Genomic DNA, 11,854 nt, shown 5'->3' with positions numbered 1-11,854 from the left:
GGGGCAACAAAAAGGGCTGCCGTCGCCGGCAGCCCTTTGGTTTTTTCCGTTTACCGACGATGCGAACGGCGAAGACTTACTTCGACAGCTCCAGCGCCAGCGAAGACACCCAGCCCTTGTTGCCGAGTTCGTCCTCGACTTCCCACATCGCGCCCTGCTTGTTGCCGGTCGGGTACAGCATCATGCCCGGGTCGAGCGGACGCACCACGGCGCCGGTGCCCTTGGAATTGGCGAACAGGCGCGCGGACTTGACCACGGTGACCGCCTGCTGCGAATTCGAGGCCGACGGATTGTCCGACAGGCCGCCCAGTTCGGCGACCAGGTTGGTGTAGGCCTGCAGATAGGCCATGGTGATGACCTGGCCGACTTCGGTATTGGCGTAGCCCGACACGCCGGCGCCGCCGAGGCCGCTGCCGCCGAACAAGGCGCCGCTGCCACCGAAGCCGATGTCGGTCTTCTTGGCGCTGCCCTCGGCCATCGCGACCTGCTCGGAGGAGCGCACGTCGGTCACCGTCAGCACCACGTCGGCGGTCTTCTTGTTGAAGTTGAGGTTGCCGGCGACCGCGCCGGCCTTGCCGCCGATCAGACCGCCGAGCAGGCCGCCGATCGCGTTGCCGCCGGCGTTGCTGTTCTTGGAGATCAGGTCCGGCACCAGCACGTAGTCGGCGGCGCGGATCTGGCCCTTGCCGATGTTGGACTTGTTGCGCAGCTGGCCGTCCGAGGCGAGGTCGCGTTCGCGCATCGCCGAGTCCATGCCGACGCCGCGGTCGACCAGGGTGAAGCAGCGCGATTTCTGCACGAACACTTTGATCAGCTTGCTCGGCGCGGGCAACTGCTGGCCGCTCCACCAGTTCACCGTATCTTCCGGCTCGATCACCGAAATCGCGCCGAGGTTCTTGGAGCAGGTCGGGATCTGGGTCATCTTTTCGGCGCGCTGGTCCTGCACGCTCTTGCGCTGGGCCCAGCCCGGTGCGGCGCTCAGCGCGGCGGCCAGCCCGATCACGCAGGCGGCGGCCTGGATTCCCCTGTTTGCGGTCTTCATCGTTCTTCGTTCCTTCAAACTGCTTTCCTGAAAGCCGCGGCCGATGCGGACGCAGCGCCTGATTCGAGTCGATCCGTCCACCCGCCGCGCGGCCAGCAGGCCGGGTCGGTCGGGTCCCCAGACGAATGCAGACACGGATAATCCGTGCCTGAGGGTGACTCGCTTGGCAATAATAACGTGATCGATGTCCGTTTAAGGGCGTCGCCTGTCAGTGTCGACAGGGGCGGGCGTCGCCGGGCGGGTTCTGGCAGGCTGGGCGCCCGTCTGCCGCGTTCGACCCGCATGCTCAGCACTCTGGCTATCGCCAACTACCGCTCCCTGCGCGAACTGGTCGTGCCGATGGGCCGGCTCAACGTGGTCACCGGTGCCAACGGCAGCGGCAAGTCGAATCTGTACCGCGCACTGCGCCTGCTCGCCCAGACCGCGCAGGGCGGGGTGGTGACGGCGCTCGCGCGCGAGGGCGGGCTGGAGTCGACCCTGTGGGCCGGGCCGGAGACGATCTCGGCGCGGATGAAGCGCGGCGAGGTGCCGATCCAGGGCGGGCCGCGCAATGCGCCGGTGTCGCTGCGGCTAGGCTTCGCCGGCGACGAATACGGCTATGCGATCGACCTGGGCTTGCCGATACCGAGCCGGTCGATGTTCGCGCACGACCCGGAGATCAAGCGCGAGGTGATCTGGAGCGGGCCGTTCCTGCGCTCGTCCAATCTGCTGGTCGACCGGCGCGGGCCGATGGCGCGGGTGCGCGAGGGCCGCGGCTGGCGGGTCGCCGCCGAACACCTGAGCGCGTTCGACAGCGTGTTCGCCCAGATCGCCGACCCGCGCGCCGCGCCGGAGGTGTTGAGCCTGCGCGAAACCATCCGCGGCTGGCGCTTCTACGATCACTTCCGCAGCGACGCGCAGGCGCCGGCGCGGCAGCCGCAACTGGGCACGCGCACGCCGGTGCTGAGCCACGACGGCCGCGATCTGGCCGCGGCCTGGCAGACCATCGTCGAGATCGGCGATCCGCGCGCGCTGGCCGAGGCGGTCGACGATGCGTTTCCCGGCGCGCGGGTCGAGGTCGACGGCGAGGGCGGGCGGTTCTCGTTGCGCTTCTTCCAGCACGGCCTGCTGCGGCCGTTGTCGGCGGCGGAACTGTCCGACGGCACCTTGCGCTATCTGTTGTGGATCGCCGCCCTGCACACCCCGCGCCCGCCGCCGCTGATGGTGCTCAACGAACCCGAAACCAGCCTGCACCCGGACCTGCTGCCGGCGCTGGCGCGGCTGATCGCGCACGCTTCGCGCCGCACCCAGGTGTGGGTGGTCTCGCACGCCTCGCGCCTGATCAGCGCGCTGGAGGCCGAAGACGAGTGCAACAGTCTGCATCTGGAAAAACAGTTCAGCCAGACCGGCATCGCCGGGCAGGGGATGCTGGATGCGCCGGCTTGGTATTGGCCGGAGCGTTAGTGCTGCGGCGGTTCGTCTTTTTTGAAGACGTTGTCGTTCCCCGCGTTGACGCCGTTGCTGTTCCTCCCTTTGGAAAAGGGAGGGCAGGGGGATTCGCTTTTGCTCTTCCAATTCCCATGCAACGTCGTTGCTTGCGGGTAAAAGCAAATCCCCTCTAACTGCCCTTTTTCAAATGGGGAAGCGGTAGATCGCTACGCCGCCTCGCGCCACCCCTGCGCCTGCAACCCCACCAACCCCGGAATCCGCTCCACCAGCAGATCGATCGCCGCGCGCGTGCGCAGCGGCAGGTAGTGGGTGTGCGGCCACACCGCGTTGATGCGGCCGCCGACCACGCGGTCGGCGTGCATCACCATCTGCAATTCGCCGGTGCGCACGTACTGGCTCAGCAGCCAGCACGGCAACAAAGCCAGGCCGGCGTCGGCGATCGCGGCGTCGGCGATCGCCTGCAGGTCGTCGAACCGCAGCCGCGCGCGCACCTCGGGTTCGCGCACCTGGCCGTTCGCGTCGCGCAGGCGCCACGGCACGCTCTGGCCGTTGCGGCCGTACAGCACCGCGTCGTGGCCGGCGAAGTCGTCGACCTCGCGCGGCAGTCCGCGCTGCGCGAGGTAAGCGGGCGAGGCGCAGATGCCGAGGCTTTCATCGGTCAACCGGCGCGCCGCGAGGGTCGCGCTGTCGGGCAGGCGGCCGATGCGGATCGCCAGGTCGTAGCCGTCTTCGACCAGATCGACCACGCGGTCGTTGAAGGACAGGTCGATGTCGAGTTTCGGATGCCGGCGCGCGAGTTCCAGCATCACCGGCGCCACGCAATGACGGCCGAACAGCACCGGCGCGCTGACCCGCAACCGACCGCTGGGTTCGCGCCGGCCGCTGTCGAGCGCGGCCTGCGCGGCATCGAGTTCGGCCAGCGCTTTGACGCAGCGTTCGTAATAGGCCTGGCCGTCGTCGGTCAGGCTCTGGCGGCGAGTGCTGCGATGGAACAGGCGCGCGCCGAGCTGCTGTTCGAGCCGGGCGATGCGCTTGCCGATCGCCGAGCGGGTCACGCCCAGGCGCTCGGCGGCGATCGCGAAGCTGCCGGCCTCGGCCGACTGGACGAAGGCGACGATGCCGAGCAGGCGGTCGTTGACGGCCATATTGGTTCCTATAAGGATACAAAGTGTGGCCTGAAGCTAGCCACTGGGGCGTTCGGGGCGACGCTATCGTAGCGCCACACGGTCGCCGGGCACATCGGGTAAGCGCATACCAATCCCTGCCTGGCTGCCGCACTCCCCCACATCCACAGAGAATTCCCATGAAGGCATATCGCATCCGCAGCGGCGCCGGTATCGGCGCGCTGGAATCGTTCGACCGTCCCTCGCTCGCGCTGGCCGCCGGCCAGATCCGGGTCCGGGTCCGCGCGGTTTCGTTGAATTTCCGCGACCTGATGGTCGCCGACGGCAGTTACTCCGCGCGCCCCGACGCGCCGGTGGTGCCGGCCTCGGACGCGGTGGGCGAAATCGTCGAGGTCGGCGAGGGCGCCGGCCGCTGGAAGGTCGGCGATCGGGTCGCGACCAGTTTCTTCCCGCACTGGCACGCCGGCGCGCCGAGCGCGCACAACACCCGCGACTCCTTCGGCGCGATCGCCGACGGTGTGCTGGCCGAGGAAATCGTGGTCTCGGAAGCATCGGTGTTCGCGGTGCCCGCGCATCTCGACGACGCCCAGGCCGCGACCCTGACCTGCGCCGGGGTGACCGCGTGGAACGCGATGTTCGTCGAGGCGCGTCTGCGGCCGGGCGCGAGCGTATTGCTGCTGGGCACCGGCGGCGTATCGATCTGGGGCCTGCAACTGGCCAAGGCGGCCGGGCTGCAGGCGATCATCACCTCGTCCAGCGACGACAAGCTCGCGCGCGCCAGGGCGCTCGGCGCCGACGCGACGATCAACTACCGCGCAACGCCCGAATGGCAGGACGAAGTGCGCCGGCTCACCGATGGACGCGGCGTGGACGCGGTGCTGGAGGTCGGCGGCCAGGGCACCTTGCAGCGTTCGATCGACGCCGCCGCGATCGGCGGGGCGATCTCGATCATCGGCGGGGTCAGCGGCTTCGGCGGCGACTTCAATCCGTTCGCGCTGATCACCGGCGCCAAGCGCCTGTCCGGCATCTTCGTCGGCAGCCGCGCCATGGCCGAGGACCTGTCGCGCTTCGTCGCGGTCAACGCGATCGCGCCGGTGGTCGATCGGGTGTTCGGTTTCGATCGGGCGCGCGAGGCGTATGAGTATCTGCAAAGCGGCGCGCATTTCGGCAAGGTGGTGATCGAGGTCGGGCGTTGAGAATGGCGTGAGTTGTCGCGGGTTGCCTGGGATCGCGCCGCCGATGCGGTGGCGCGGTCGCGGCTTGCGCCGCTGCTACAGGGGGCTGGCGCGGATGCGTTCGAGCGGCGGGCGTGCGATCTTGATCGGCCCTTTCGAAAGCCTCCCGTCATGAGCGATTCGACCGATGTTGCCGCTGCCCTCACCGCCGCCCTCACCGCCACCCACATCCGCCGCGCCCATGCCGGCGACGCCGGCGCGCTCGCCCTGGCGGGCGCGGCGACGTTTCTGGAAACCTTCGCCGGCATCCTGCACGGCCGCGACATCGTCGAGCACTGCCGCGCGCAGCACGCGGCCGAGGTCTACACCGCCTGGCTCGCCGATCCGGCGACCGCATCGTGGCTGGCCGAAACCGATCGGGGCGATGCGCCGGTCGGTTACGCGGTGGTCGCTCCGGCCAAGTTGCCGCTCGACGACTTGAGCGCGGACGATCTGGAGCTCAAGCGCATCTATCTGTTGTCGCGTTTTCATGGCGGCGGCGTCGGTCGCGAACTGATGCGGCACGCTGTCGCCGAATCGCGCGCGCGCGGCGCGCGGCGTCTGCTGCTCGGAGTCTATGCCGGCAATGCGCGCGCGTTGGCCTTCTATGCGCGCAACGGTTTCCGCCAAGTCGGCGAACGACGCTTCCAAGTAGGTGAAAACACCTATGGCGATGCGATCCTTTCATTAAATCTGCATGAATGAAGGTGTGGGTGCCTCGATGTGCGGCGCGGTCGATTGAATCCGGGCGACGACCATATCGCGCAGGAAAATGCGTTCTTTATATGCCTGATGTATGTAAAAAATGAGCGGAAAATTTTAATTGGACAGATCGCGAACACGATCAGTCGGTAACGCGCGCGCGCGTTCGCTCAAGCCGTCGCGGGCCGCGCACGAACGCGGCCGAAACAGGAAAATAAATTCGCGCGAAATCACATCGGATTGACATGAAACGGCGCGTCGGCACGTTAGCCTGCGCACAGAACACGGCAACATCGCTGTGTTCGTCGACCAGGCAAGGAGGGTGCCGTGAGTATTTTGGTCGTTGACCGTTGGATAGACTTTAAGGGAACTTCGATTCACACACTCGATGCTGGCACTCAGAAGGCATACGCCTATCTGAGTCCGCATATTTCGATCACCGCGGACGGCGCGCCCGACGCTTATCATCCACAAAACCTGGGGCTGGCGAACATCCGCCTGAGCGGCTGGCCCGATGGCGACTGGCGTAGCGCGCTGGTCGCCGATCCCAAGCGGCCCGGGCGGCCGCTGGAACAAAGCCGCGGTCGCAACGCCGGCTACTACATCTCGATGACCGCATTGAGCGATCCCGAGCGTCCGCGCACCGATCCGTTGGCTTATGTCGACGCCGCACGCATTCCGTATCTGACCTTGCCGTCGACGTTCCTGGAGATAAACGGCACCGGCGAACTCGGCGATTTCGTCGTGGCCTACCACCCGCGAACGCGTCGCTGCAGTTACGGCGTGGTCGGCGATATCGGCTGGGACAAGCCGCTGGGCGAGGTGTCGATCCGCATGGCCAGCGATCTGTCGGGGCAGACGGTGAACCTGGCCAGCGGCAAGGGCGCGCCGACCGGAGCGACCTTGTACCTGGTGTTTCCCAAGTCGCGGTTGAGTCCGGCCTGGCCGATGGCGCCGGCGGCGATTCGCGCGCGTTGCGCGGCATTGCTTAAGCCATTGGGAGGAAGCGCGCGACTGGAGCAGATCGCCGAAGCGCTGGCCTGAGGCCGGCGCGGCGGCGTGCGCTCACGACCGCGCGACCTCGGGCTGGCCAGCCAGACTGAGGTCCAGCCGCACCAGGCGACCAAGCCGGTCGCGGCGCTGCGCGCGCAGATACCAATGCGCGCGCAGCCGGTCGATGCGCACCGGCGGCAACACCGGTTCGCCCCACAGGCTCAGTTCGTAATGGCGTTCGTGCAGCCAGTGCAGCAGCGCGTTGAAGCGCTCTTCGTCGTCGGGCAACTGCAGGTCCGCATCGCCGGGTCGGCGCGCGTCCGGATCGCCATCGTGCGCGAGCCAATGGGCGAAGCTGCCGTACAGATCGAACGCGAAGCCGGCCTCGCGCATCGCCCGCAGTTCGTCGATGGTGCTGCGCAGGCAGATGGTTTCGGCGGTCTTGTGCATCACCAGCGCGTATTCGTGGCTGCGGTTGCTGGCGCTGGCGCCGGCGGGCAGCGGCGCGGTGTCGCGTTCGTAGCACAGCAGGCGTTCCTCGCGCGCCACGAACATCGCGCCGAGCACCCGGCCCAGGTCCCAGGCCAGCGGCAGCATGCGGCCTTCGACCACCAGGTTCTCCGCCATCGCGATGCAATAGCCGCCCTCGGGCAGGGCCGCGCGCACCGCGTAGAAGATGTCGCGCAGGCGTTCGAGGTAAGCGGCGTAGTCGCGTTCGAGATACAGCTGATCGCGGTTGCGCGGGCTGTCGTCGGTGTTGGTCTGCGGCCAGCGGCAGCCGAAGTAGGGCACGCTGGTCAGGCACAGGTCGATCGGGCCAGGGATCGCGGTCCGCGGCAGGCTGCCGATCGCGATCGGCGCGTCGACGCCGTGCCGGCGCAGCCGTTCGCTGGCGAGCGCGGCGCGGTCGGGATCGATCTCGACGCCGCAACCGGCGCGGCCTTCCAGCGCCGCGGCCAGCAAGGTCGTGCCGAAGCCGCAGAACGGATCGAACACGGTCTGGCCGGGGCGGCTGAAGTGGCGCACGAACGGCCGCATCTGGCTGACCCAGCCGCAGTCGCGGCCGTCGAAGCCGTCGCGGCCGCGCAGATCCTCGGGCAGGCGATGTTCGGGCGGATCGGGCGACAGCACCCACCAACTACGGTTGTCCATGCATCGCTCCGTGAGTCTTGTCCCAAAGAATGTCGCGGTCGGGCTGCCAGCCGGCGCACAGACGGCCGTCGGCATGGAACACCAGTTTGTAGATGTCGCCGCTGGCGTGGCGGCGGTGCATCGCGCTGTAGTCGGAGGATTCGAACACCACCTCCAGACCGCTGCTCTCGTCGCGCAGGCGCAGGTTCCAGAAGTAATAGCCTTCGGTGATCTGCAGCGCGCGCAGGCGCGGCCACCAGTGCGAGGCCATGCAGTCGCCGAGCACCTGTTCGATCGCGACGCGTTCGCTGTCGACGTAACGGCGGGTGCCGTTGTCGCGGTAGCCATCGCCCAGGCGCGAGAACTCGCGGAAGATCACCGTGCCGGCGCCGCATTGCTTCGCCCAGTCGAGGTAGGCGGCGACGCCGTGCGCATCGGCGACGCCGTCGCGTTGCAGGATGCAGACCTGACGCAGCGGCAACGCGGCCGAAATCGCGCGCGCGACCGCTTCGAACGCGGCGTTTTCGGCGACCGCTTCGCCGTCGCGGAAGCGCATGATGCGCTGGTTGCGCAGTGGGTCGGGGTGATGCCGCGACAGTTCGACCCAGGACAGGCCGAAGTCTTGCAGCGCGGCGATCAGTTCCTCGCCGCGCCCGCGCGCGAAGCCGGCGCCGTTGCTGTACAGCACCCGGTCCTGGGTGATGACGCCGTCGCGTTCGGCCTGTTGCAAGGTCCGCAGCAGTTGCAGGAACCAATCTTCGTCATCGCTGGATTCCAGGCCCGACAACGACCACGACAGCGGCAGGCCGCGCAGTTGCGCCAATGCCTGGGTCAGGGTGTCGAAATAGTCATCGGCCGGCCGCAAGGTCTGCGCCATCGTGCCGCCTTCGAGCGGGCGCAGGGTTTCCGAACAGAAGCGACAACGCGCCGAGCACGCGCGCACCGAGGCGTACGGGGTGAAGGTGATGGGTTGGGCGAAGCGGTAGCGTCGGCCGCTCACGCTGTGCGGATGCCAGCGGGTGGCGTCGTGTTCGACCGGCGCGCGGCGCGCGAGTTGCGGCGTGCTCGCGCGCAGGCGTTCGAACAACGAGGAGGCTGCGCTCAGGGGCAGGGTCGCCGGGTCTGCGGCGGCTAGCCCTTCGATGGGGGCTTGCATGGTGGTTTCCGATGATTGTCATGGTGTGGGAAAGCCAAAGCATTTCGAGCCTTCGGCTCTCATCCCTCACCCTGGCCCTCTCCCGCAAGCGGGAGAGGGAACTGCTACGTCGTTACCTGATGATCGCGTCGCCGCTAGCCCCTCTCCCGCTTGCGGGAGAGGGGTTGGGGTGAGGGCCGCGAGCAAGATCAAAGCCGGGTAGCGTTAGCCAACTCGCGCACCTGCGCGAAGGTCCAGTCGTTGACGATCCTGCCGTCCTCCCACACCGTCACCATCGCATCGTCGAAGCCCAGCGGCTTGACCGCTTCTTCCAGCGACGCGGCTTCCGGCGGCACCGGCACGGTCTTGAAGTGGCCGTATTCGCGATGGCGCAGCAGGGTCATGCGGCCGCGCTTGCTCGACTTGCCCTTGTCGGTGACCGGGTCCTTGTACACGTCGATCCATTCGCCGTTGACCCGCGCCGCCGAACACTTGAGCGCGAACTTCTGGGTATCGCGATCCAGTCGCTGCAGCAACGCGCCGCCCATGCCGAAGGCGAGGTTGTCGGTGGCGTAGCCGTAGCTGGTGATGCGTTCGAGGATCGCGCGGATGCTGGTCGGGTTGATGCCGTCGCCCTGGATCACGCGGACGTGGTTCAACACCTTGAAACCCTTGCTGTTGACGGTGTGACCGAAGGCTTCGTCGAGCATGGTCACGCACTGATGCACGACGTCGACCGGATCGCCGGAGTCCGGACGCACCACCAAGGTCGCGCCCGAGGCGATCACTTCCTCGCGCAAGGTCTTGCCCCAATGCTCGCGGATCGCGTGGAAGATGTCGTAGCTGTCGGACACCACCGCGACGATCGCGCCGGGCTTGCCGAACTGGGTCAGCATGTTGCGATACGCATCGACCTCGTGCTCGCGGCCCCAACTGGTGATGGTGCTGTGCTCGGCGGCCGGGATCGAGAAACCCGCCATCGGCTCGTGGTAGTAGCGCTTGGCCAGCAACAGGCCCGAAACCGTGTCGGTGCCGAGGAAGTTGACCAGATGCGCGGCGCCGCCGAACGCCGCCGATTCGGTGCTGGATACGCCGCGCGCGCCGAAGTCGTGCAGCTTGAACGGCAACTGGCCTTCGGGATCGTCGCTGGTGCGTTCCAGGAACTGGCGGATCGTCTGCTTGGCATGCCAGCTGATCGTCGCCACCGTCACCGGATACCACAGCCGCAGCAACAATGTTTCCAGATACGAAGGCACCCAATACGCATCCGGGTCGGTCGATTCGATCGTCACCAGCGCCTGATGGGTCGGCACCACCGTGCCTTCAGGCACGGCGCGGATCCGGATCGGCATCAGGCCGCCATGACGGTCGACGATGTAACGCCAGCCGGTTTCGTTGAACGGCTCGCCGTGCGCGGCGAACAGGTCGCGCGCTTCGTCGATGTCGGCGTGGGTGATCGGCTTGGCCAGGTATTCCTTGAGGATCGCCTGCAGGCCGAAGAACACGGTGCGGTCGTGCACGCCGCCGCGCGATTCGACGTAGAAGAACGTCGCATCGGTGCCGGGCGGGTATTGCAGCCAGTGGCTGGCTTTATAGCTGTCGGTGTTGAGCAGCAGGTTGTCGAGGCATTGCATGACGGGAAGCTCCTTCGCGTCTGGGGTAAGCCGGCGGTCTGTCCGCCGGCGGAGGGCCGGGCGGTGCGTGTGCGCTTAGCCGCGGCCGAGAAAGAATTCGAGGATGTGCAGGTGGTCTTCGAACAACTGCGGGCCCATTTCCAGCGCCTCGCTGACCGCGATCCAGCGCGCCTTGTCGGCGTCGTCGCCGCCGCGCACCGGCGGCAGTTCGCCGGCCGGGAATTCGAAGTGGAAGGCGTGGGTGATGGTGCGTCCGCGCGCGCTGCGTTCGGGATGGTCGAACACGTGCTCGCCCTTGATCGAGCCCTTGAGCACCGGCAGCGGCAGCTTGAGCCGGGTTTCCTCGCGCAGCTCGCGCAGGCAGGCTTCCAGCAGGCTTTCGTGCTGGCCGACGAAACCGCCCGGTAGCGCCCACAGGCCCTTGCCCGGCTCGGCCCGGCGGCGCACCAGCAGCACGTGGCCGGAATGCACGATCACCGCGTCGGTGGTGACGAAGGTCGGGGGGTAGGGCGCATCGCTCCAGGCCGCGCGGTACTGCTCGATGAACTGGTACTCGGCGACCAACTGGGTGAACGCGGGCGAGCTTTTGCGAAAGGCTTCGAGCATGTCGAACACCGGCCCCGGCACGTTCGCGCGGATCAGCATCAAACCGCCATGGCTGTCGATCTGGTTGGCTTCGAACAGGAAGCGTCGCAGCTCGGTGGCCGACAAGGTGGCGGTGTGGCTGACGTCGACCAGCGGCCACTGCGGAAACTCGCGCAGGTAGTAGCTGGAGGCGTCCTTGTCCATGCCGATCAGGCCGATGCGCGCTTCGGCATCGCCGCTGTCGGCGCGCACCGCTTCGGCGACCGCGCGCTGCACGTTGGCGATCCACAGGCTCTCGTTGTAGAGGTGATCGCGCAGCGGACGCACGATCAGCCGGTCGGCGGCATCGTTCAACGCGGCCTGGATCATCACCGCGCGCTCGGCGACGGTGAACGGGTTCTTGGTGGTGCGGGGAGTGTCGGCGGAACCGACCAGGAAGATGACTTTGGACGCCTTGGCCAGAGCGTGGCGGGCGACGGCGGCATGGCCGTTGTGGAACGGCTCGAAGCGGCCAATGAAAACCAGGTAATCGAATTCGATTGCCATGAGAATCCCTCACGGAGTAGTTGGTCGCCATCGGTCTGTCCGGTGGCGTATGGCGAATGCTACGCCGATGGGATGCGCCGTCAAGTGCCTACCAACCGCAGCGACGTACGCAAGCGTCTGAATCCGAAGCTGCGGCGGCTCGGGCTTTGGGCATCGCAGGCTTCGGATCAAAGGCAGCCGAGTTATTTCGCTTCGGTTGGTGGCGCGGCATCCCACCTCTTCGAGTGGTCGCGGCTCGCGCCGCTCCTACAGGGACTTGCGTGCGGCATACGTCGCCAGCCGCGGCGACGATGGCAATCCCCCTGTAGGAGCGACGCAAG

10 protein-coding genes are annotated in these 11,854 nt (G+C 67.3%); 4 read left to right on the top strand and 6 right to left on the bottom strand.

Going from position 1 to position 11,854, the window contains the following annotated elements:
* Window positions 1-76: 76 nt before the first annotated feature.
* Window positions 77-1,042, bottom strand: coding sequence for a CsgG/HfaB family protein (locus AC3A4T_RS02855; protein WP_487673984.1), 966 nt, complete (start codon window positions 1,040-1,042; stop codon window positions 77-79).
* A gap of 282 nt (window positions 1,043-1,324) precedes the next feature.
* Here AC3A4T_RS02855 and AC3A4T_RS02850 point away from each other — a divergent pair, with 282 nt between their 5' ends.
* On the top strand, window positions 1,325-2,485 hold the full coding sequence (locus AC3A4T_RS02850; protein WP_487673983.1) for an AAA family ATPase: 1,161 nt from the start codon (window positions 1,325-1,327) through the stop codon (window positions 2,483-2,485).
* A gap of 191 nt (window positions 2,486-2,676) precedes the next feature.
* Here the strand turns inward: AC3A4T_RS02850 and AC3A4T_RS02845 are convergent, their stop codons facing one another.
* Entirely contained in the window at window positions 2,677-3,615 is a 939-nt protein-coding gene (locus tag AC3A4T_RS02845; RefSeq protein ID WP_487673982.1) for a LysR family transcriptional regulator, read from the bottom strand.
* A gap of 158 nt (window positions 3,616-3,773) precedes the next feature.
* On the opposite strand from AC3A4T_RS02845, the gene AC3A4T_RS02840 reads away from it, so the two are divergent.
* The 3 genes from AC3A4T_RS02840 to AC3A4T_RS02830 all read left to right on the top strand — a co-directional run bounded on the left by AC3A4T_RS02840 (window position 3,774) and on the right by AC3A4T_RS02830 (window position 6,554).
* On the top strand, window positions 3,774-4,790 hold the full coding sequence (locus AC3A4T_RS02840; RefSeq protein ID WP_487673981.1) for a zinc-dependent alcohol dehydrogenase family protein: 1,017 nt from the start codon (window positions 3,774-3,776) through the stop codon (window positions 4,788-4,790).
* A 150-nt stretch (window positions 4,791-4,940) separates the two neighbouring features.
* Window positions 4,941-5,513 carry an N-acetyltransferase family protein gene (locus AC3A4T_RS02835; RefSeq protein WP_487673980.1) on the top strand — a complete coding sequence of 191 codons (573 nt, stop codon included), beginning with the start codon at window positions 4,941-4,943 and terminating at the stop codon, window positions 5,511-5,513.
* 324 nt (window positions 5,514-5,837) lie between these two features.
* The gene (locus tag AC3A4T_RS02830; protein WP_487673979.1) at window positions 5,838-6,554 is read left to right on the top strand and encodes a hypothetical protein; all 717 of its coding nucleotides are present in this window, start codon (window positions 5,838-5,840) and stop codon (window positions 6,552-6,554) included.
* Window positions 6,555-6,575: 21 nt separating this feature from the next.
* On the opposite strand, the gene AC3A4T_RS02825 is transcribed toward AC3A4T_RS02830, so the two are convergent.
* From AC3A4T_RS02825 to AC3A4T_RS02810, 4 genes are all read right to left on the bottom strand, one after another.
* Window positions 6,576-7,655: a DNA methyltransferase gene (locus tag AC3A4T_RS02825; RefSeq protein WP_487673978.1), complete on the bottom strand. Its 1,080-nt coding sequence runs from the start codon at window positions 7,653-7,655 to the stop codon at window positions 6,576-6,578.
* Entirely contained in the window at window positions 7,642-8,739 is a 1,098-nt protein-coding gene (locus tag AC3A4T_RS02820) for a hypothetical protein (RefSeq protein WP_487674039.1), read from the bottom strand. Before AC3A4T_RS02820 ends, AC3A4T_RS02825 begins: the two co-directional genes overlap by 14 nt.
* Before the next feature lie 239 nt (window positions 8,740-8,978).
* Complete coding sequence (locus tag AC3A4T_RS02815) at window positions 8,979-10,403, bottom strand: nicotinate phosphoribosyltransferase (protein ID WP_056110948.1); 1,425 nt, start codon at window positions 10,401-10,403, stop codon at window positions 8,979-8,981.
* Between the two features lie 75 nt (window positions 10,404-10,478).
* Window positions 10,479-11,534 (bottom strand): bifunctional nicotinamide-nucleotide adenylyltransferase/Nudix hydroxylase, encoded by a 1,056-nt coding sequence (locus AC3A4T_RS02810; protein ID WP_487673977.1) that lies wholly within the window; start codon window positions 11,532-11,534, stop codon window positions 10,479-10,481.
* Between the last annotated feature and the right edge of the window lie 320 nt (window positions 11,535-11,854).

This window comes from Lysobacter sp. Soil_N_51 (assembly GCF_057655755.1).
The sequence above is the reverse complement of the archived record's forward strand: the minus strand, read 5'-3'. Positions and strand labels throughout refer to the sequence as shown.